Source organism: Xiashengella succiniciproducens, assembly GCF_023674465.1.
GTDB lineage: Bacteria > Bacteroidota > Bacteroidia > Bacteroidales > Marinilabiliaceae > Geofilum > Geofilum succiniciproducens.
This window is the reverse complement of the sequence record NZ_CP098400.1, coordinates 1,831,769-1,853,294: the sequence shown is the minus strand read 5'-3', so window position 1 is coordinate 1,853,294 and position 21,526 is coordinate 1,831,769. Positions and strand designations below refer to the sequence as shown.

Below are 21,526 nucleotides of genomic sequence, written 5' to 3'. Positions count from 1 at the left end.
ATACAAACACTATATGGCCTTTCTGCGACTGATACGAGCCAAAAATCTGCTGATTATCGCACTACTTCAGTGTCTGCTGCGATATCTGCTTGTTTTACCAATTCTGGACTTCTATGGTCTGGAACCGGTAATGAGTAATGCCCGCTTCATCCTGCTGTTGGTTGCTACTCTGTCTCTTGCTGCATCGGGTTATGTGATCAACAATTACTTTGATGTTAAGACTGATATAATCAACCGACCCGGGAAAGTTGTGGTCGGAAAGGTGTTCTCCAGACGGGTGGTTCTGTTATGGCATGTGGTGTTTACTATCCTTGGTATGTTCTCCGGTCTTCTGCTGGCGTATTTCACACGCAAAGAAAACTACGCACTGATGTTTATTCTTATCCCGGGACTGCTATGGTATTACTCCACTACGTTCAAGAAACAAATCCTTATCGGCAATCTTGTGATTGCCTTCCTTACTGCCCTCGTCCCTTATTTTGTCGTATCACTTGAATTTGCTTCAATGGCCAGGGTCTATGGTGCTGAGGTGCTTTCTTCTGAGGCTTGCTCTGCTGCCTGGTCATGGGTTAGCGGCTTTGCTTTCTTTGCCTTTGTGACTACTCTGGGACGTGAAATTATTAAGGATATTGAAGATGTTAAGGGCGATCGTGAAGCTGGTTGCAAGACTCTGCCCATTGAAATGGGCGAGTCGTACACAAAGACTGTTGTTCTGGCAATTAATATTACCACGGTTGTAGCTCTTGGGGTCGTCTGGTTTGTTGTGCCTGAGTTGCGCAACAGTACCCTGACCCTTGGTTATTTTGTTGTTTTGCTTGCAATACCTTATGCTATCCTGTCATATACTCTGTTAAAAGCCTCCAAACCCAAAGATTACCACCGTGCCTCCCAGATCAGTAAACTGATTATGTTGGCAGGCATACTCTATGTATTTGTTGCTCAAACCTTCTTTTAATGCTTGCGAATCTTAAGGATCACAGAATAATTCTTGCCTCTCAGTCACCCCGCAGACAGGAACTGTTGAGGATGGCAGAGGTGGATTTTGAGGTAGCTGCAATTCCCGGTTTGGAGGAGAGTTTTCCGGACTCTCTGCCTGCTGAACAGACCGCCCAATACCTTGCACGTATGAAAATGGAGGGCTATGAAGAATACTGGTCCCAACCCAAAACTCTTGTGATTACTGCCGATACTGTAGTTGTACTTGGTGATGAGGTCCTTGGTAAACCCCGCGATCGCGAGGATGCGATCGCTATGCTTAGCAGGCTGTCGGGTGCTGTGCATACTGTATTTACCGGGGTTGCCATCCGGACTGCTGAGCGCCAGAGCTCCTTTACTGCTTCTACACAGGTGTTCTTTAAAGAATTGCAGGAAAGGGATATCATCGACTACGTTGACAGATACAGGCCTTTTGACAAAGCGGGAAGTTACGGTGTACAGGAATGGATCGGACTAATCGGTGTTGGCCGCATTGAGGGCTCATTTTACAACGTGATGGGTCTTCCGGTGGCTACCCTCTATGAGGAGCTGAGAAAGTTCTAATGCCTGATTCTCCTCAGTCTGTCAGAGGTTAAGTGGAAGTAGGGAAGGTATTTCTTTAAGCTATTCCAGAGAATTACTGTAACCTGACCGGAACTGCGAAGTAGTATGTTTTATTGATAAATGACCATATAATGAGAAAACTGAAAGCTATTAGCCTTGTGCTGCTGCTTTGCCTTGGCATACAGGCCAGGGCAGGAGAGGGTATGTGGATACCTGTGCTCGTTGGTGAAATGAATATCGGCGAGATGCGTGAAAGGGGATTTGAAGTGACTGCTGAGGATATTTATGCAGTCAACCAGGCCAGCCTTACCGATGCTATAGTTCGCTTCGGAAACGGTTGTACTGGTGGTCTTATTTCCGATAAGGGACTGATTATTACAAACCACCATTGCGGTAACTCTTACATTCAGCAGCATAGCAGTGTTGAACATGACTATCTGACTAACGGCTTTGTGGCTCGCTCTTTGGATGAGGAGCTGCCTAACGAGGAACTGACTGTTACTTTCCTGCGACGCATGGAAGATGTGACTGAACGTGTTCTTGCAGGTGTGAATGACGACTGCAATGAGGCAGAACGTGCAAAGCAGGTCAGGGCTAATATCAATACTATTGTTGCTGAGGCAAAGAAGGATACTCATTATGAAGCTGCTGTAGAGTCTTTCTATTATGGTAATCAGTATTTTCTGTTTGTCTATGAGATATTTAATGATGTACGTCTGGTATTTGCTCCTCCAGCAGGTATTGGTGATTTTGGCGCTGAAGAGGATAACTGGACATGGCCAAGACATACAGGTGACTTCTCTCTGTTTCGTGTCTATGCAAACAGTGAAAATAAGCCATCTGAATATTCTACCGGGAATGTGCCTTACAAACCCGAATATCACTTCAGGGTTTCTACTGAAGGTGTGAAAGAGGGTGATCCAACAATGGTTTTGGGTTATCCGGCTGTTACCACCCAATATGTGCCTTCCTACCATATCGAGATGCTGAGGGATCTGATCTACCCCAAAGTGGTTGAGATCAGGGATGCCAAACTGGATGTAATTAACAGGTATGTTGAAGATGATATCAAGATAAGAATTCAATACGCTGCCAAACATTCTGCAATAGCCAACTCATGGAAGCGCTGGAAGGGTGAGCTCAAGGGCTTTGAGTCCCTTCGTGCGGTGGACAGGAAAAGGGACTATGAAACTCGTTTCAATGAATGGGTTGCTCAGGATCCAGCCCGTAAGGATAAGTACGGCAATGTAGTGTCGGAATATGAAGCTATCTATGGTGAGTTTGGTAAGTACCGTATGGCCAGGGAATACCTGCTTGAAGTGATGGGAGCCAGAGGCATTGAGGCCATCTGGCTAGCGGGTCAGTTTGAAAGGCTGCTTCAATTGATCGAACAGGGTAAGGATGCAGATCAGATCAATGAAGAGAAGGACTTTCTGAAGGATCTCCTGGATAAACACTATAAAGACTATTCTAAGGATGTGGACAGGGATATTGCTGTGAAGCTGGTTGAGATGATGGACAATGACCTCAAGGGAGAGTTTCGTCCTGCCTTCCTTGACCTTATCGGCTCAAAATTCAAGGGTAACCACAAGACCTTTGTTGATGAACTGTTTGCCAGGTCAATCTTTGATGACCAGGATAAGCTAAACGAGCTTGTGGCAAAGATCGACAAGAAGAAGGTCAAGACTGTAAAGAAGGATCCTGCTTACAGGTATTTCAGCGATTTGAGAGGGGTATTCTATAATAGCGTGGATGGAAGATTCAAGGTGTTAAACAGCAAACTGGATAGCCTTAACAGAGTTTGGATGAAGGCTCAGATAGAGTTTGATTCTACCAGAGTATTCTACCCGGATGCCAACCGCACAATGCGTCTGGCCTATGGAAATGTTAAAGGCTATGAGCCAAGGGATGGTGTAATATATAAATACCGTACCACCCTGGATGGTGTAATGGAAAAGCATAACCCGGCTGTGTATGAGTTTAATGTGCCTGAAAAGGTTATCGAACTGTATAACAGCAAGGATTTCGGTCCCTATGCTGAAGATGGTGTGCTGACAGTCTGCTTTGTTGCAGACAACCATACCACTGGGGGTAACTCAGGTAGTCCGGTTCTCAACCGCAGGGGAGAGCTGATAGGAGTTAACTTCGACCGTGCATGGGATGGTATCACTAGCGACCTTGTGTTTAATACCGAATTGAGTCGAAATATATCTGTAGATATACGCTACGTGCTGTTTGTTATTGACAAATGGGCCGGTGCTACTAATCTGATAGACGAGATATTTCCGGGCAGATAATGCCCGGAATGTGCCAACAAAAACGAATAATGCTAAAATTGTAGCCTTTTATGCTATAATGGTGTAACTTTTGATAGTCTTAGTTTGTCGTATGTAAAACATAAGTTAAATATGTGACTATGAAAAGAGTTATTGTATTTGTATTGGTGGCAGCACTTGTTAATACTGCCTGCGCTTATGCCGCAAAAGACAAGGTAGAACGTTCTTTTAAACTTGAATACTTTGATGAACTGGATGTAACTTCAGCTATAAAGGTTTCCCTGACCCAGGGGAAGGAAAATAGTATCGTTATCAGAGCCGAGGAAGATGTTATCGATTATGTTACATTCAGGATTAACAGGGATAACGAACTTGAAATCTTTATCGATCAGACTTTCTTTGACAAGGTAAGGAGAGGTTTCAAGGGTGTCGGTGAAGTTGAAGTTAACCTTACCTTCACTACTCTTAAAGAGATTAATGCCTCTGCGGCATCTTATGTTGAATCAACCGAAACTCTTCAGCTGAATAGGCTTAGCATTGAGGCTACTTCAGCATCTAAGGTCGTTCTTGACCTTAACGCTGGTGAGGTCGATGCTGAAGCAACTTCAGCCGCTACTATAATCCTTAAGGGCAAGGCTGACTCTTTTGACGCTGAGGCATCAAGCGCAGCTGAGATAAAGGCCTCTGATTTTATAGTGAGCAGGGCAGAGCTTGAGGCCAGCAGTGCAGGTAATATAAAGGTTCGTGTTAATGGAGTTGCTGAAGCAGAAGCTTCTTCAGCCGGAAATATCAGAATTTACGGTGATGCCCAGTTGAGACGTGTTGAAGCGAGTAGCGGTGGTTCTGTAAAACTGGATAAGTAAATACTACTAAAAAAGGGGCTGTCTAAAAAGATTAGGCAGTCTCTTTTTTTGTTTGATTTTTTTCTCGAAAAAGTTGGTTATATAATTGATATATAGTATATTAATACTATAAATCAATCCATAATGAAAAAAGTTGTTTTCAAAGAGCTTCCAAACAATCAAGCTCAGTTATTCCCTGAAAACCTCTTGGATCGCATACCAGCAGACCATCCAGTTCGTCTGGTTGATAAGGTTGTAGATCAACTGGATATCACATCTATACTAAATAAATACAAAGGTGGTGGTGCTAGCAGTTTTCATCCAAGAATGATGGTTAAAATACTGTTCTACAGTTATTTAAACAACATATTTTCGTGCAGAAAGATTGAAAAGGCTTTACAAGAGAATATTCATTTTATCTGGTTATCAAAGGGCTGTGTTCCAGACTTTAGAACAATCAATTATTTTAGGAGTACCCGTTTGCAGGGAGAAATTAAGACCATCTTTGCAGAAGTAGTTAGATTACTGCATGGTATGGGGTTTGTGAGTCTTCAGGTACAGTATGTTGATGGAACAAAAATAGAAGCTACCTCAAACAGGTACACCTTTGTATGGCGAGGCACAGTTGAGAAAAACAAAGCAAAACTGGAAGAAAGGATAAGGAGTATTCTTAAAGATATTGATAGTCAAATTAAAGAGGACTCAAAAACTCTCAACAAAGAAGATTTGCCCCAATCAATAGACTCAGATTTATTAAAAAGCAAAATAGCTGAGCTTAACACCAGGCTTAAGGATACAAATAAGTCCACATCTAAGCAACTAAAGCAATTACAGGAGGAACATCTGCCACGGTTGGAGAAATACGAGAAGCAACTTGACACTCTGGGGGATCGCAACAGTTTTAGCAAGACTGACGAGGATGCTACTTTCATGCGAATGAAAGAAGATCATATGAAGAATGGGCAGCTGAAACCAGCTTATAATCCTCAGATTAGTACAGAGAACCAGATTATTACCCATTACAGTATCCATCAAACCCCAGGTGATACAAGAACATTAAAGTGTCATCTGGAGGGATTTAAAAACCAATATGGAAGTCATAGCTCTACGGTCGTTGCAGACGCCGGCTACGGAAGCGAGGAGAATTATGAATACCTGGAAGCAAATAATATAGAGTACTTTGTCAAGTACAACTACTTCCACAAAGAACAGAAAAGAGCATTTAAAAAGAATGCATTTCTAAGCCAAAACCTATATTACAACGAACATGAAGATTATTATGTATGCCCGATGGGACAGCATATGACCAATAAAGGTGAAAGAAAAGTGACTTCTGAGAATGGGTATGTATCAAAGGTGACACGTTATCAAGCGCAAAACTGTACTGGATGCCCGTTGCGCGGACTTTGTTTTCAAGCTACCGGTAATCGAATAATAGAGATCAATCACAGGTTAAGGATCCTAAAAAAGAAGGCCAGGGAACAGCTATTAAGTGAACAGGGCCTATATCACAGAAGTAGACGCCCAATAGAACCGGAAGCAGTGTTTGGACAAATAAAACACAACAACAAGTTCACCAGATTTACACTGAAAGGCCTTAAGAAAGTTGAAATCGAGTTTGGCCTGATAGCTATTGCTCATAACTTAAGAAAAATCATAGGCAAAGGTGCGTGTGTTTCAAAAACAGTACTCCAAAATGCAATTTTCTTCTTGTTTGAACCCCTATATGCAAAAATCCAAAAAGGAATATGGAATTTTCGTAAACATGTTCATCTAAAAATCGAAATCTATTCTTATCAACTTGCTTAAATTGAAAAAGAGGTTGCCCTTAATTGGACAACCTCTTTTTAGTTATTAGTTACAATTAATTTGGGGTAATTTAAGTTTATAAATCAGCTGGTACTTTAATCTTGCCGGCCAGAATATCTTCTGCCATTTCAAGGATGGTGGTGTCATCCAACTCTACAATTCCTCCGTCAGGGCCTTGTTCAATATGAATTCCAATACATTCCCCCCGATCGTAGTGGGCCCCGCCGAAATAATTTCTAACTGTCTCTACGTCGAGGTTTAGGTGTTCAGCGATAGTACGCGTCGCGCCTTCAGGAAGACTGTCTTTAATCCTCCTGAGCTGATTAAATGTGATTTTAGTACCCATGATGATAATGTTTTGGATTACACGATTGTCTTAAAGATAATAAATAAAGAGGAGGATTAATAGAAAATAACAGGATAATTCCCAGTATTAACAAATATTAATAAATTTAAAAAAAGCAATACTGCCGTTTTCCAGTATTGACGCAGGTAATAGCGTAATACACTGAATGACAAGTTGATGACCTGGCTGGCAGACCGGGAAGTACTATAGGATATCCGTAGAGCCTTTTAAATAAGCGCCTTTGATGCCAGTGCTATGGTTATTACCATGAGGACTCCTGAATAAATTATTAATCTGGTGTCATAAACTGAGCGGGGACCTTCTATCATATCTCTGTGTCTTGTCCTGATGACCTTTGCATATAGCAGGTAAACCGACCAACCGGCAAGAAGACCAAGGATGGTACCTCCAAGTATGTCGCCCGGATAATGGACGCCCAGATACATGCGAGAATAGGAGTTTATTATTGCCCAAAGGAAGATGAAGATGGTATAAGCGGGCCTTCTGAAAAGCAAGGCTGAAAATGCTGCTAAACCGAAAGAATTGGCCGCGTGTGAAGAGATAAAACCATACCTGCCACCACGATATCCATTTACTATGTGAATTAAGCCTTCGAGTGATGGTTCACGTGTCGGACGCAGGCGGGCAACAGTGGGTTTGATAAGGGAACTGGATATCTGGTCGCACAGGGTTACTACCAACACCAGAGCCAACAGTATCCAGAACCCCCTCATCCCATGTTTTTTGAATATTGTATACAGGATCAGTGCATACAAGGGTACCCAGATCAATATATCTGTGTACATGCTGAAGAAATTGTCTCCAAAGGGAGAATTAATCCCGTTAATGTATAGCAGTAACTCTGTGTCCAGTTGCATTAATTTCTCCAGCATGGTAAACAATTTTTTGGTTTGTTGGTCTCAAAATTAAACGAATCATCGACAATAACAAACCATAGTCAGGGTTGACAAGTTAGTACCCCTATTCTTCTGTGGCAGTTTCTACCTATATTGAGCGATTTATACAAAAAAAAATAAAAGATAGCTTGCTTATAACCTTGATAATGTGTATTTTAGAGGTATTAAAATAAAAAAACAACACTTCACCATTTAGGTGCACAAGACTATCTTTTATGAGTACGAAGATAACAAAAATCGGCATTACAACCAATAAAATTTCTGGTCGTGGAGGGCTCCCTTTATTTCTTCGCTACACTGAGCAAATTGGCTTATATGGGCTAATATCGCGTAATGTTTCTTCTCTGCTTACTGGAAACAGCAAAGGCTTGCAGCTTCAACAGTTTGTAAAACAGATTGTTGCATTTTTTATAGATGGCACAAATATGGCCATAAGCAGTTTTGATCAAAGTAAAAAGGATGAAGGATATGCATGTTTGCTTGAATGCAAGACCGACCAATTGGCCTCTTCTCACCAGGTCAAACGTTTTTTTGGGAAGCTGTCCGTTATTTCAAACTCGGTATTCAATAAGATACTTAATGAACTGTTTATCTGGAGGCTTCACATATCCAAACCCAAAGTTATAGAACTGGGCATTGACACCATGGTTTTGGATAATGACGATGCTGCGAAACGCGAAGGTTGCGAGGTCACTTACAAGCGTAAGAAAGGGTTTCAGCCACTTCATATATGCTGGGGCTCGTTTCTGATAGACGTGACCTTTAGAAAAGGAAGTGCTCATTCCAATCATGGATCAGATTACACCGACAGGGTACGCTCTATAGTAAATCTGATACGCAAGAGATACTCCAAAGAAGTCCCTATTGTGGTGTGCGCCGATAGTGGGTTTGCGGATCAGAAAGCGTACGAGATATTCGAGCAAGAGCTTAATATACATTACATTACAACAGGAAAATTGTACAATGATGTTACTGAATATGTAAAGGCTTTACCCATTGACACTTTGGGCAAAATCACTAAAAATAAAGCAGTCTGGCAATTTGCGGAATTTGCCAGCAAGTTGAAATCCTGGTCCAAGTTTCGTCGTTGCTTTTTTACCAGATTGCACCGGGATGATACCGGGCAGTACGTAATGGAATTTGGTAAGCCTGACAGCGTCATCTATACCAATATCGGGAACTGTCCTGTCGCTGACAAAAGGCTTCGGGCATCCGGTGGAGATGAGTGGTTTAAAGCTGATACCATCATACGAAAATCACACCAAAGAGGAGCCGACGAGTTGATACATCGTAGCATTAAAGAGCTTGCTACCAGAGAACAACTTCCTTTTAAATCCTTTGGAATGAACAGAGCCTATTATTTTATGCTGGTAGTTACACACTTTATTTTCGAAGCATACAAACAAGATGTTACCGCAGAGGTTATTCCGGTAACCGTATATCCTAATACATTCAGAAGAAAGCTTATTGATTTTGCTGTCAAGATAACCTCAAGGGCAAGGAGTATTGTCCTGAATGTCACCAGAGTAATTTATGAAACGATAAATATTGAAGAGTTATGGGAACGGTGTCAGTCACCGCCGAAAATTCAGTTTGCATAAGGCAGAACAACATACCTCAGGATTGTAAACCCGTAGTGGTAATGGGAGACTTATGTCCAGACCCATAGAAAATGCGATAAAGTTCGGTTTGAGTGAAAAACAGAACTGAATTTTCGTTGAAAAAGTACACGAAAGAAGCCTACCTCTGAGAAAATTTCCGTTTTTTTGAAATCAAGTGAGACGACGGGGGCAGGTGAAATTACGAATCGCTCAATTTAGGTTCTAATAAGTCTTCAAGATAAATTATTGAATACAATGCTGCTTCTTTAGCAACCTCAAACGCTGATAGAACCACAGGCATCAATGAGTCAATCATTGGACGTGTCTCTTCTGCTATCCTTTTGATAGTAATTTTGACATTCTCCATCTCCTTTTTAAATTCTTCGGAATCAACTTGCTCAAGTTGGATCTTTAATTCTTGCGCGGCTTCCCTTAGTTCAGCCTTCACTGCATTTAACGTGGCCTCCATTTCAGCCTTGTCAATGGACCTACCTGCTTCGGCAATTGCAATTCTGGCCTCCTTCATAGATTCTATGATTTCCTGCTTAAGCTCCTCGTCAAGGTCCGCCCACGCAACAGATTTGTTATTAACAATTATACTAGTAGGTTCTGGCAGGGTGTCTGTTATGGAAGTGGTAGCAATGGCTGTAACTTTCTTCTTGATTTTCACACTATCCTTAGTTGCAGGTGCCGGTACAAAAGTGTTATCATTGTCTGTTTCAGGAGCTACCTTATCAATTCTTGAATTAATGCTCAGGGCGGGGTTGATCCATGCTACTGAAACTAGTGCTGTCACAATCAGTATTATGCCTGCGATCTTGTGTGCCGGATTGCTCTTCTGTGTCTTCATAGTCATGATGTTTTTGATTCTCTGCAATAAATGGAATTTGGATTGTGTGGCTGCTACAGCCAGCTTGCTTTGCAGTGTTCTCAGTTCTTCAAGTTGTAATAGTGCCTTAGCATAAAGTTGCGGATCCCTGGTGCGGACAACAACTCTTTCGTCAACGCAGTTTTCCCTTTCCTTGCGGATATGCTTGTTGAGAATCCATATAGCTGGATGGAAAAACAGGAGTATCTCCATAAACTGCTGGAAGAGGTTTACCCAATGATCCCTGCGCCTGATGTGATACAGCTCGTGGATTATTATGCTTTCTACCTCGGCTATTGATAGATTACTCATCATTGCCAGAGGCACAATTATTACAGGCTTTACAAAACCTATTACAGCCGGAAAACTTAGTTTATCGGATATCTTCAAGAAAGGAGCTTTTATACCCAGTTCACTTGACAGGCGCATAATAGTCTGCTGCCACTGGTCAGAGACCTGCCAGGCTTTACTGACCATGGATTTCAACCTGTAGTGATCGGCCATTGTAATGCAGGCATAGAGCAGCATTCCTGTCACGTAAATCCAGAAGATCAGCATGATGCTGCTTTCATCAAAAATGCCGCTAAGCATCGGTTTGCTATCAATTATGTACATCGGCTCTGCAGTGGTGACCATGCCCAGATTGGGTATCTCCACTGCAGTAAGCTCTATGGTCCAGCCACTGGCGTAAATTATCGGATGGGCAAAGTGTTCTATCAGATTCATTTGGGTGATGTTTTGCTGTGATTGTCTTTAGTATAGCTATCCAAAAACTCCCTTATCTCTTCTATCTCCTGCTCGGAAACAGGCTCCGATGAAAGGGCGCCAATCACAAGACGGCTTGCTGAGCCTCTGAAAATTTTCTGCCTTAGCTTATTGATAAGGTTGTTCTCTACTGAGCTCTGAGGTATAAGTGGCTTGTAAATATGAATACGCTTACTAGTGTCACGATCCACAATGCCTTTTTCAACCATTATCTGCATCAGCTTTAGGGTGGTTGTATACCCCACATCTTTTTTAGTTTCAAGTACCTCATGAACTTCCCTTACTGTGGCAGAACCTTTCTGCCACAGTATCTGCAGGATTTCTACTTCACTTTCTGTTGGTTCCGGATAATTTGTTCTCATAGTTATTACGAATTGTTTCGTAGAACGAATCTAATACGAATGTTTTCGTAATGCAAATATTCTACGAAGTTTTTCGTAATGTAATTCCTTGGAAAAAGAATACTATTTTTGTGCAATACAATATTTCTCTAGGGAAATCAACTATTTAACTATGCAGCTTCAACTAAAAAATCCAATCGTATTTTTTGACCTTGAAACAACCGGGGTCAACATCGCCACGGATCGCATCGTCGAGATCTCGATTCTCAAGGTGCATATCAACGGTACCGAAGAATCGCGTACCTACAAGGTAAACCCCGAAATGCCGATTCCACCACAGGCCTCGGCTATTCACGGCATCACAGACGAGGATGTCAGGGATGCTCCAACTTTCAAAGCCATTGCCCGTGAATTGGCTAGGTTTATGGAAGGGTGTGATATAGGTGGTTATAACTCTATCAAGTTTGATATACCCTTGTTGGCCGAGGAGTTTATGCGTGCTGAGGTGGACTTCGACATGACTAAACGCAAACTTGTAGATGTCCAGAATATCTTCCACAAAATGGAGCGCCGCACCCTCGAGGCTGCATATAAGTTTTATTGCGACAAAGACCTTAAGGATGCCCACAGTGCTGAGGCTGATACAAAGGCTACCTATGAGGTACTAAAGGCTCAGCTTGAAAGATACCCGGACCTCAAGAATGATGTAGCCTTCCTTGCTGAGTTTTCTAATTTCAGTCGCAACGTTGACTTTGCCGGAAGAATAGTGTACAACGATAAGGATGAGGAGGTGTTCAACTTTGGCAAATACAAGGGTGTTAAGGTAGAAGAGGTTCTCGAAAAGGATCCCGGTTATTACGGCTGGATCATGAACGGTGATTTCCCCCTCTATACCAAAAAGGTAATCACTAATATCAAACTGAGGAAATTCAATAATCAGTAATCCTGCTTTACCAATCTATCATGAAGATAATTTGTATAGGCCGCAACTATGAGGAGCATGCCAGGGAACTGAAAAATCCGCTTCCTGCGGAGCCCGTGGTTTTTATTAAGCCCGATTCAGCCCTGCTAAGAAATAATGGCCCTTTCTATATCCCCGATTTTGCAAATGAGTTTCATTACGAATGTGAGCTTGTTTACCGTATCAACAAACTTGGGAAAAATATCGAGGAAAGATTTGCAAACCGCTATTACGATGCAATAGGACTGGGTGTGGACTTCACAGCCCGTGACCTTCAGGATGAACTCCGTGGAAAGGGATTGCCCTGGGAAAAGTGCAAGGCCTTTGATAACTCGGCCGTTATCTCGTCCGAGTTTACCCCGGTAGAAAACTTTCCCGACCTCAACAATATTGAGTTTAGACTTACTGTTAATGATGAGGTTCGCCAGAAGGGTAATAGTGCTGATATGATCAACGGCATTGATGCTATTATATCCTATGTGTCAAAGTACTTTACCCTGAAGATAGGAGACCTGATATATACTGGCACTCCTGCAGGCGTAGGTCCTGTGAAGATAGGGGACAGGCTGAAGGGCTATATCGGTGATAAGCTCTACTTCGACTTTATGGTGAAGTAGCTTCTAAAGGCTCATGCCCACCATCTAGTCACATACAAAACAAAAAGGGTACCTGAGCTTGTCGAAGGTACCCTTTATTGTTTAGGAATGCTTTCATAGTTTTTGCGGTCCCTTCGACTGGCTCAGGGCACACTACGGTCAGCCACTTGTTACTTGGCCTTGGCAGGCTCAGGTGTTGTTTCGTCGAGGTAGCTTACTTCATAACCCAGCTTCCTGATCTGTTCAGCCCACTTATCTGTATCAACCGGCTTATCGGCACGATATACGACGGTTACAGTTTTCTTCTCTAAGCTGAATTGCAAGTCCCTTACACCCTTCTCAAAGGCCAGTTCCTTAGTTATCTTATCAATGCAACCCTGGCAGTCTATGCTGACGCAGTAGGTTACTTTCTCGTTCTTACTGGCTTTTTGCGCTGTCATTGGGACAACTGCAAAAAACAATGTTGCTAAAATCGCTGCTAAGTATTTCATAGGTTTTCTGATTAGTTATTATGCTGTTGGTCTGTCTATTGCAAATCTGAATCCGAAATAAAATTTCCTTCCCATCAGGGGGCCCCAAATCAGTGAACTGTCGAAGTTGTCGCTGAATGGACTTTCGGCATCAATAATAGGATGCTCCTGGGTGAAGTTTCCTATATTTTCTACGCCGGCATAAATGCTCCAACGCTTAAAGTATCTGGTAAGCTGACCCTGATAAAGCTGATAAGAGTTAAAACTGTCGGGCCTTTGAAGGTGTGCCATATTCCCCTGGGTGGTCGGGATACGACCGGGACCGGCAAACTGGGCTGTGAAGTCCACTTGCCAACGTGGCAGGGGAGTGGCATATGAGAGGTTGAGCATACCTCTGTAGCGGCTTTGCAATGCTTTCTCCTGCAATTTACCGTCTGTCGTCTGTTTGACATCATTCAGACGCCATGCTGCTACTACATCAAATCCCCTGAAGATTTCGGTTGATACCTCTGCCTGAAAAACATTTGAATAGGATCTGCCGTCAAGGTTGTAAAAATGTACTTGCCTTACGTCTTGATCCATATCCATTATAAGTTGGTTTTCAAACTCGGTACGGTAATACTCAAGGTTGAATGTTATCTCGCGCTCTCCGGCATGCAGATAGTAGGAGAAGTTCAGACCGTAGTTCCATGCTTCTTCCATCTTGATCTCGTCGGGGAGGTAGATCAGACGTGAAGATCCCAGGATACTGTTGTTTTCTGCCAGTACATTGGGAGTACGATAGCCCTTGCCTGCTGATCCGCGAAACACAAAGTGCTCACTGGGACTATAGCGCACGTGCATCCGTGGGGTAAAGAAGTTACCAAACATATTGTGATGGTCACCTCTGATACCCAACATAAAAGTGAGTTTCTCAGGTACAACAAAACTATATTGGAAGTAAGCACCAATAACGCTCTCTGTTCTTGGTGCAGCTTCACCAAATACTTTTGAAAGGTCGCCATCTAATTTTTCTGCAAGGTCATCATACATATAGTTGATACCGGCAGTGTACTTGTGCGCATCACCTAGTCCAAAGTGAGATGCCAGAATCAGGTTTCCTGCAAAGTAGTTTTGCGTCGCATCATACTCCTTTACTCCATAGAGTGAAGCCTGGTCATGGTAACTGTAGTTTGCTACCATTGCTACACTTGAGTTTGAATCATTGGGAAATACATAACCCAATTTGAAGAATGCAGATGCATTCTGTGTATCGATGTCTATGCCATATGCATCCTGCTCTGTGTAGGGACGGTTGCGGTTGAAAGCTGCCTGACCACCGGTGCGTTCTTCGTCAAGAACCTTAACACCAAACTGAGTGGTGAGATAAGGATTCAGGTGACCAGCCCACCTGTTCATAAAGATGTAGCGCGTTGTCAGCGGTTCGTCAAGGAAACCGTCATGATTGTGATCGTTTTTCTGAGCGTCGGCCGATGCATGTGCAAGTATTGCAGACGACCATTTGGAACTGACGTTGAAGCCAGTATTTACATTACTCTCAACACGACCTGATGAACTTGCAAAACCGTTTACAAATAATGTCTCCGCATTTTCGGGCTTCTTGTACTGTACGTTGATTTGTCCGGTGAGGGACTCATATCCGTTTGTTATGGAGGCAGCACCTTTTGATACCTGTATGGATTCCATCCAGGGACCGGGTACATAGTCAAGGCCATAGACTGAGGCCAGACCACGGCTGTCGGGCATATTCTCGGTAAGCATCTGAACGTAAAGTCCGGAAAGACCAAGAAGTTGGATACGTCTGGCGCCGGTTGCTGCATCTGAATAAGAGACGTCAACAGAGGCGTTGGTTTCGAAACTCTCGGCAAGGCTGCAGCAGGCAGCCTTGCACAGCTCGGCTGAGGTAATCACTACCGTGGTAACCGGATTAACTCTTGACATGTGGGAACCTGCTCCTCGACTGCTTACAACCACTTCGTCTAGTTCCAGCTCTTGTTTTAAAGCAATTTGTACATTGTCAGCAGGGGAGTTTAATAATAAGGTGTCTGATTTATATCCTACAAAGCTTATTACGAGCTTCTTCTTTTCACCATTCCATGGGAGACTGAAATGACCATCTGCATCTGTCGATACGCCAATGGTGGTCTCAGCCCAGTATACGTTGGCTCCTGGAATGGGATTTTTGGAGTTTTGATCTGTATCAAAGACGCGACCCTTTACAACAGTTTGTGCTGAAAGAGTATAAAATGTACTTAAAAATAGTACGAGGCTAATTATTCTGATTTTCATTGTTTTCAAATATTACGATGTAAAACACTAGCTTGCCTATGTGGTCAGCCAGGTGAACATCATAATCTGAAAACGCAGTTTTGGACCAGCAGACTCTGGCCACTTATTGGTACGGAGGGTAGTGTTTCCCTGATTGTGATATCATTGCAGGTACAGAAGTCACCTGAGGTGCAGAGTGTTGCAGCCACTAGACTGTCGTCATGCACAACGGGTGTTATCAGCTTAATGTCATCATCCTCAGATGTGAAGGGTAGTTCCAACTTCTTAAGATCCATGTCACATTCGTGCTCGTGATCCTCGCTTTCGCAATCTTCAACGCAGTAGCACTCATGATCGTCTTCGGAATGCATTACCACTGCCAGAGCAGTCTCAACCTTTGAATAATGGCATATGCTACAGCTATGCCTGAAAAATGCATAACCGATTGTTGCAGGAAGGAAAGTGAGCAACACCAACAGTGATAATATGGATCTTGTGTTGAGTCTCATGACGCAATTATAATAAAAATACCTTTAGATAGCAGTGCTGGTGCTGTTAATATTGGGTTAAAGTAAAAATATAACAGGCAGTTAAACCTGGTTTAACTGCCTGCCTCTTTAGTTTGAAAATTTCATTTAATACTCAGTCATCGAACTCTTCGTCGTTATCATAAAGATCATCGATACTGCCGTAATCCCTGCCTTCAAAATCTAATTCCTCTAATTCGTCCATTTCATCATAAATGGATGGCTTTTTGGAACGCCTTTGTTTACTTAGCTTTACCCCCGATTTGCTGAAAGAATTCTCATCTTCATACATCCCGGAATTTCTCTTGGGAAGCTTCTTTCCTTTCATTTTATTAAGCTATTTTATTAAGTTAAAAATACAGATTATTAACGCCTGAAAAATACAAAATTTTAAATTTCATTGCCACCGGGGCAAATAAATTTTATTTCATTTCATAATAGACTTTACCACAGCGCATAATCAGCAGGTTTTTACTGTTTTGAGACACGTCGTACATTCAGTTGTCCATACTGATATTTGATTGCTTTTACAATCTCGCCCTTCTCAATAAAGCCCTCAGTAGCACGTGCATCATATAATTCTCCATCTATCATTACTGTACCGGCAGGCCTCAGGTCGGTTACAGCCTCTCCGGTTCTACCTACCAGGTGAGAAATGCTTGTATCTACACCTACATAACCTTTGTCTATTTCCTGCGATGTGTGGAGTGCAATACGGGCAAACGGACCTGTCTTGCTTCCAACTAATTTATTACTCAAATATATTGCCAAAATGACTCCACCTGCAAGTGATAAAATGACTGTAAGAAGCGCAGTAAAGAATTTTTCGGGGTGAACTCCTGAAAAATCGAATATTACATTATCTACCAGACTTAGCGTGAGTCCGGTGATAGTCAGTATTATTCCCGAAATACCTGCTACTCCGAAGCCCGGAATCACAAAGATTTCAAGAGCAATCAGTGCGATACCAATTATAAAGATCAGGATTTCCCAGTTTTCTGCCAGTCCGTCCAGATAGAGTGGAGCGAAATACAGTACCGCGGCACATATTGCCACCACCAGCGGAAATCCAATACCGGGAGACTGCATCTCGAAATAAATACCGCCAATAATCAGTAATATCAGAATGCCGCTTAGTACAGGACTTGTCAAAAAGCCCTTAACATTGTCATAGAAGGATGGCTTGAATGAAACAACCTTTGCATCTGATAGTCCAATTTGCTCCTTTACTTCATCGATACTGCTTACAATAGCATCGCAGTATCCGTTTTCAAATGCTTCCTTGGCTGTAAAGGTCAATACCTGGCCTTCCTCGGATATACCGGGAATTATTACTCTTTCGTCAACCATGGCTTCGGCGATGCGTGGGTCGCGCTTCCATTTTACTATCGTATCGTTGCCCGATACGATAGTATCCATGCCATGTGCTTCGGCAGTAGCACGAATAGTAGCACGCATATAGGACTGATACTTGTCGGGTGCTGCCTCACCGGTGGCGTTCACTACTGTTGCTGCACCGATATTTGAACCGGGACGCATGTAAATTTTCTTTGCTGCAATTGAAATCAATGCTCCGGCACTGGCTGCATTATTGTCTATAAAGACGTAAACAGGTATCCTGCTATTGAGAATCTTTGTGCGAATGGAGTCGGCAAAGACTACCTCACCACCATAAGTGTTGAGGTGGACAAGGATGGCTTCGGCATTGATCTCTTCAGCCTCTTCAAAGCCTCGTTGGGTGTGAATCCATGTGGTGCTGTTGATATTGCTGAAAATGGGAAGTCTGTAAACGACAGATGTAGTGTCGTCGGATGCTGCCATTGTGACAACGGCACAAATTAATGTAAGGGTCGTAAGGATGAGTTTTGGGATCTTCATAGTTGCAAGGTGTTTGTTAGCCAAAAATAGCCAATTTATGGGATCTTTGCTTCTGTAATATGGTGTTTTTTACTACATTTGCCATTTTGGATGATAATCTTTTCTTATGCCCGAATTTCAATCACTTACAGCCATTTCGCCGATCGACGGCAGGTATAGAAGCAAGGCCGAAAGCCTTGCGAAATTCTTTTCTGAATTTGGACTGATACGCTACCGTGTATTGGTCGAGATAGAGTATTTTATTGCTCTTTGTGAACTGCCACTGCCTCAGCTTGAAGGGTTTGACAAAAACCTTATCCCGGCTTTGAGGAAGATCTATGAAGATTTTACCCTTCAGGATGCCGAAAAGATCAAGAGCATCGAGTCGGTAACCAACCATGACGTAAAGGCTGTAGAGTATTTTATTAAGGACAAATTTGATGCGCTTTCGCTGCAGCAATATAAGGAGTTTATTCACTTTGGACTTACTTCTCAGGATATAAACAATACTGCTGTACCTGCTTCCCTGAGAGATGCCCTCAATGAAGCTTATTATCCGGTGCTTGAAAGTCTGATTGCTCATCTTGAGCTGCTTGCAACAGAGTGGAAGGATGTTGCAATGCTTGCAAGAACTCACGGCCAGCCTGCTTCACCGACCCGTCTGGGTAAAGAGATAATAGTCTTTGTTGAAAGACTGCGTGCCCAACTTGATCTGTTAAAGGCTGTGCCTGTTTCGGGTAAGTTTGGTGGTGCTACAGGAAACTTCAACGCTCATAATGCAGGTTATCCATCTATTGACTGGGATGCCTTTGCAAATAGTTTCCTTGAAAATAAACTCAAGATAAAGAGGGAACGCTTTACCACTCAGATCAGCAATTATGATAACCTGGCAGCTCTGTTTGACGGTTTGAAAAGAATTAATACTGTCCTGCTTGACCTCAGCCGCGATATGTGGACCTATATCATGATGGAGTACTTCAAACAAAAGATCAAAAAGGGTGAAGTGGGTTCCAGTGCTATGCCACATAAAGTCAACCCTATTGACTTCGAAAATGCCGAAGGTAACCTTGGTATAGCAAATGCTGTTTTTGAGCATCTGGCAGCCAAACTGCCGGTTTCAAGGCTACAGCGTGACCTTACGGATTCTACAGTACTTAGAAATATTGGGGTTCCTATTAGCCACAGCATTATTGCAATTATGTCTGTTGAAAAGGGACTGTCCAAGCTATTGCTCAACAAGGAAGCAATAGACAATGACCTTGAGGAAAACTGGGCAGTTGTTGCTGAAGGTGTTCAGACCATCCTGCGCCGCGAAGGATATCCCAATCCCTATGAGGCTTTGAAGGAATTGACAAGAACAAATGAAGCTATTACACGTGAGTCAATAGCCCGTTTTATTGATGAATTGAATGTTGCAGAGTCAGTGAAAGCTGAACTCAGGAAGCTGTCTCCGTCCACATACACCGGTATCAGCCTGTTATAGAGTTGTGCAGCAATAAATAGTAATACAAAACTTGTAGATGAAGGATTTTATAAATGTAATGTGGCGTTATGTCAAGCCATACAAGCATCTGGTGGCGTTGAACTTTGTATACAACCTGCTGTCGGCTCTCTTCGCGGTTTTCTCAATAGCCCTGATGATACCGATGCTGAGGATTATCCTAATGCAGGATCAACAGGTGTACGAGTTGATGCCTATGGCAATGGACATGAAAACTCTTGAGAATAATCTCTATTATTATATCTCTCTTTATAAGGATTCTTATGGACCGGGATATGCCCTGCTCTTTGTCGGTGTTTTTCTTATAATCGGTACCCTGCTTAAGACAGGTACTACTTTCCTTGCATCATATACAAGTGTGGGATTGCGCAACAATGTTGTCAGGGATTTGCGCAAGGAGATCTATGACAAGATTTTGATTCTGCCCATGGGCTTTTTCAGCGCTGAGAAAAAGGGCGATATTATCTCCAGGTCAACAGGTGACGTACAGGAGGTTGAAAACTCGGTGATGTCGTCACTCGATATGGCACTCAAAAACCCGGTGCTTATCCTGGTGTACCTCGTGACTATGCTTATTTTCAGCGTACATCTTACCCTCTTTGTATTTGTGCTGCTTCCTCTGGCTGGTCTGGTGATAGGCCGTATCGGTCGCTCTCTGAAGAAGAAGTCGATGAAGGGCCAGGAGAAGATGGGGGTTATCCTTGGTATACTTGAAGAGACGCTTTCTGGTCTTAGGGTAATTAAGGCTTTTAATGCTGAAAAGCGCATGGAAAAGCGCTTTGACAGGGAGATAGGTGACTACAGGTCAATAATGAACCGCCTGATGCGCCGTCGCGAACTGGCACATCCTGTTAGTGAGTTTCTTGGTACCATAGTAGTGGTTATTGTTGTGTGGTACGGAGGTACTCTTATTCTGAGTCAGGATAGTGGATTGGAACCGGCTGCCTTCCTTGCTTATCTTGGTATCTTCTACCTGATAATCAACCCTGCCAAGGCCTTCTCTCAGGCTTTGTTTAATATCCAGAAGGGTATGGCTGCCTACGATCGTATCGAAAAGATACTGAAGGCTGATGTTTCAATCAAGGAAGCACCCAATGCCAAGGCTATAGCCAACCTGAATGAGGGGGTTGAATACAGGAATGTGACCTTTGCCTATAACGACCGTCCGGTTCTTAAAAATGTGAGTATTTATATCCCCAAGGGTAAGTCAGTGGCTCTCGTTGGACAGTCGGGTAGTGGCAAGTCAACTTTCGTTGACCTGCTTGCCAGATTCTATGATATTCAGCAGGGCTCAATTATGATTGACGGTACTGATATTCGTGACCTGAAACTATATGACCTGCGCCACCTGATGGGCAATGTCAATCAGGATCCAATACTTTTCAACGATACTATCTATAATAATATAACCTTCGGTGTTGACTCGGCTACTCCCGAACAGGTTATTGCTGCAGCCAGAGTTGCGAATGCCCATGATTTTATTATGGAAACAGAAAACGGTTATGACACTGTGATAGGGGATAGGGGAAGCAAACTTTCTGGTGGACAGAGACAGAGGATCAGTATTGCAAGGGCTGTGCTGCGCAATCCGCCTATTATGATCCTTGATGAAGCTACTTCTGCTCTTGATACGGAATCAGAATTGCTCGTTCAGCAGGCACTGGAAAACCTGATGGCAAACCGGACCTCTATCGTTATTGCACATAGGCTGTCGACAGTAAGGAATGCAGATATGATATGTGTATTTCATGAAGGTGAGATAGTGGAGACGGGTACTCATGAAGAATTGCTTTCAAAAGGAGGTATGTATAAAAAACTGCATTCACTTCAGATCAGAGATTAATTTGTTGGGCTTAGCCTAAATCTCGGTATTACAATATTTTAAAAGCAGTGCCCCTGTGGGCGCTGCTTTATTTTTTTGCATGCTTTTTGCTGGTTACAAGTTTATGTCTTGCTGCAATCTCCTTTTCAGATTTTAAATAAAGCTTCCGAAACGTTTAAAAATTGGGATTATTGCGCTTGTCGGAAACTTTTTATCGTTA

At 42.8% G+C, this 21,526-nt stretch carries 18 protein-coding genes and 1 pseudogene; 10 read left to right on the top strand and 9 right to left on the bottom strand.

Annotated elements, in window-relative coordinates; genetic code table 11:
- Window positions 1-13 precede the first annotated feature (13 nt).
- From M9189_RS07835 to M9189_RS07815, 5 genes and pseudogenes are all read left to right on the top strand, one after another.
- Complete coding sequence (locus tag M9189_RS07835) at window positions 14-955, top strand: geranylgeranylglycerol-phosphate geranylgeranyltransferase (protein WP_250722159.1); 942 nt, start codon at window positions 14-16, stop codon at window positions 953-955.
- Window positions 955-1,539, top strand: a complete 585-nt coding sequence (locus tag M9189_RS07830; protein WP_250722158.1) for a Maf family nucleotide pyrophosphatase — start codon at window positions 955-957, stop codon at window positions 1,537-1,539. The genes M9189_RS07835 and M9189_RS07830 overlap by 1 nt, the downstream gene beginning before the upstream one ends.
- A 131-nt stretch (window positions 1,540-1,670) precedes the next feature.
- Window positions 1,671-3,836: a S46 family peptidase gene (locus tag M9189_RS07825; protein WP_250722156.1), complete on the top strand. Its 2,166-nt coding sequence runs from the start codon at window positions 1,671-1,673 to the stop codon at window positions 3,834-3,836.
- A 119-nt stretch (window positions 3,837-3,955) separates the two neighbouring features.
- Window positions 3,956-4,678, top strand: a complete 723-nt coding sequence (locus M9189_RS07820) for a head GIN domain-containing protein (RefSeq protein ID WP_250722154.1) — start codon at window positions 3,956-3,958, stop codon at window positions 4,676-4,678.
- A 123-nt stretch (window positions 4,679-4,801) separates the two neighbouring features.
- Window positions 4,802-6,322: pseudogene (locus M9189_RS07815) on the top strand (IS1182 family transposase); the annotation flags it as partial.
- 220 nt (window positions 6,323-6,542) lie between these two features.
- Here the strand turns inward: M9189_RS07815 and M9189_RS07810 are convergent.
- Window positions 6,543-6,812: a DNA-binding protein gene (locus M9189_RS07810; protein WP_250722151.1), complete on the bottom strand. Its 270-nt coding sequence runs from the start codon at window positions 6,810-6,812 to the stop codon at window positions 6,543-6,545.
- Between the two features lie 227 nt (window positions 6,813-7,039).
- Window positions 7,040-7,705 carry a phosphatase PAP2 family protein gene (locus M9189_RS07805; RefSeq protein WP_250722150.1) on the bottom strand — a complete coding sequence of 222 codons (666 nt, stop codon included), beginning with the start codon at window positions 7,703-7,705 and terminating at the stop codon, window positions 7,040-7,042.
- Between the two features lie 239 nt (window positions 7,706-7,944).
- Here M9189_RS07805 and M9189_RS07800 point away from each other — a divergent pair, with 239 nt between their 5' ends.
- Window positions 7,945-9,330, top strand: a complete 1,386-nt coding sequence (locus M9189_RS07800) for an IS1380 family transposase (RefSeq protein ID WP_250722148.1) — start codon at window positions 7,945-7,947, stop codon at window positions 9,328-9,330.
- A gap of 199 nt (window positions 9,331-9,529) precedes the next feature.
- Here the strand turns inward: M9189_RS07800 and M9189_RS07795 are convergent, their stop codons facing one another.
- Together M9189_RS07795 and M9189_RS07790 are read right to left on the bottom strand one after the other, a co-directional pair.
- Window positions 9,530-10,924 carry a M56 family metallopeptidase gene (locus M9189_RS07795; RefSeq protein ID WP_250722146.1) on the bottom strand — a complete coding sequence of 465 codons (1,395 nt, stop codon included), beginning with the start codon at window positions 10,922-10,924 and terminating at the stop codon, window positions 9,530-9,532.
- Window positions 10,921-11,325, bottom strand: coding sequence for a BlaI/MecI/CopY family transcriptional regulator (locus tag M9189_RS07790; protein WP_250722145.1), 405 nt, complete (start codon window positions 11,323-11,325; stop codon window positions 10,921-10,923). Before M9189_RS07790 ends, M9189_RS07795 begins: the two co-directional genes overlap by 4 nt.
- 151 nt (window positions 11,326-11,476) lie before the next feature.
- Between M9189_RS07790 and M9189_RS07785 the strand changes: the two genes are divergently transcribed.
- Window positions 11,477-12,247, top strand: a complete 771-nt coding sequence (locus M9189_RS07785) for a 3'-5' exonuclease (RefSeq protein ID WP_250722143.1) — start codon at window positions 11,477-11,479, stop codon at window positions 12,245-12,247.
- A 20-nt stretch (window positions 12,248-12,267) separates the two neighbouring features.
- The gene (locus M9189_RS07780) at window positions 12,268-12,882 is read left to right on the top strand and encodes a fumarylacetoacetate hydrolase family protein (protein WP_250722141.1); all 615 of its coding nucleotides are present in this window, start codon (window positions 12,268-12,270) and stop codon (window positions 12,880-12,882) included.
- A 149-nt stretch (window positions 12,883-13,031) separates the two neighbouring features.
- Here the strand turns inward: M9189_RS07780 and M9189_RS07775 are convergent, their stop codons facing one another.
- The 5 genes from M9189_RS07775 to M9189_RS07755 all read right to left on the bottom strand — a co-directional run bounded on the left by M9189_RS07775 (window position 13,032) and on the right by M9189_RS07755 (window position 18,004).
- Complete coding sequence (locus M9189_RS07775; protein ID WP_250722140.1) at window positions 13,032-13,352, bottom strand: heavy-metal-associated domain-containing protein; 321 nt, start codon at window positions 13,350-13,352, stop codon at window positions 13,032-13,034.
- 18 nt (window positions 13,353-13,370) lie between these two features.
- Window positions 13,371-15,620, bottom strand: coding sequence for a TonB-dependent receptor (locus M9189_RS07770; protein WP_250722138.1), 2,250 nt, complete (start codon window positions 15,618-15,620; stop codon window positions 13,371-13,373).
- 59 nt (window positions 15,621-15,679) lie between these two features.
- Window positions 15,680-16,108, bottom strand: coding sequence for a hypothetical protein (locus M9189_RS07765; protein WP_250722137.1), 429 nt, complete (start codon window positions 16,106-16,108; stop codon window positions 15,680-15,682).
- A gap of 133 nt (window positions 16,109-16,241) precedes the next feature.
- Entirely contained in the window at window positions 16,242-16,454 is a 213-nt protein-coding gene (locus tag M9189_RS07760; protein ID WP_250722135.1) for a hypothetical protein, read from the bottom strand.
- A 143-nt stretch (window positions 16,455-16,597) separates the two neighbouring features.
- Window positions 16,598-18,004, bottom strand: coding sequence for an NfeD family protein (locus M9189_RS07755; RefSeq protein WP_250722134.1), 1,407 nt, complete (start codon window positions 18,002-18,004; stop codon window positions 16,598-16,600).
- Between the two features lie 106 nt (window positions 18,005-18,110).
- Here M9189_RS07755 and purB point away from each other — a divergent pair, with 106 nt between their 5' ends.
- A complete protein-coding gene (gene purB, locus M9189_RS07750; protein ID WP_250722132.1) occupies window positions 18,111-19,466 on the top strand; it encodes an adenylosuccinate lyase in 1,356 nt (451 codons plus the stop codon).
- Window positions 19,467-19,503: 37 nt separating this feature from the next.
- A complete protein-coding gene (locus tag M9189_RS07745; protein ID WP_250722131.1) occupies window positions 19,504-21,327 on the top strand; it encodes an ABC transporter ATP-binding protein in 1,824 nt (607 codons plus the stop codon).
- The last annotated feature ends 199 nt before the right edge of the window (window positions 21,328-21,526 follow it).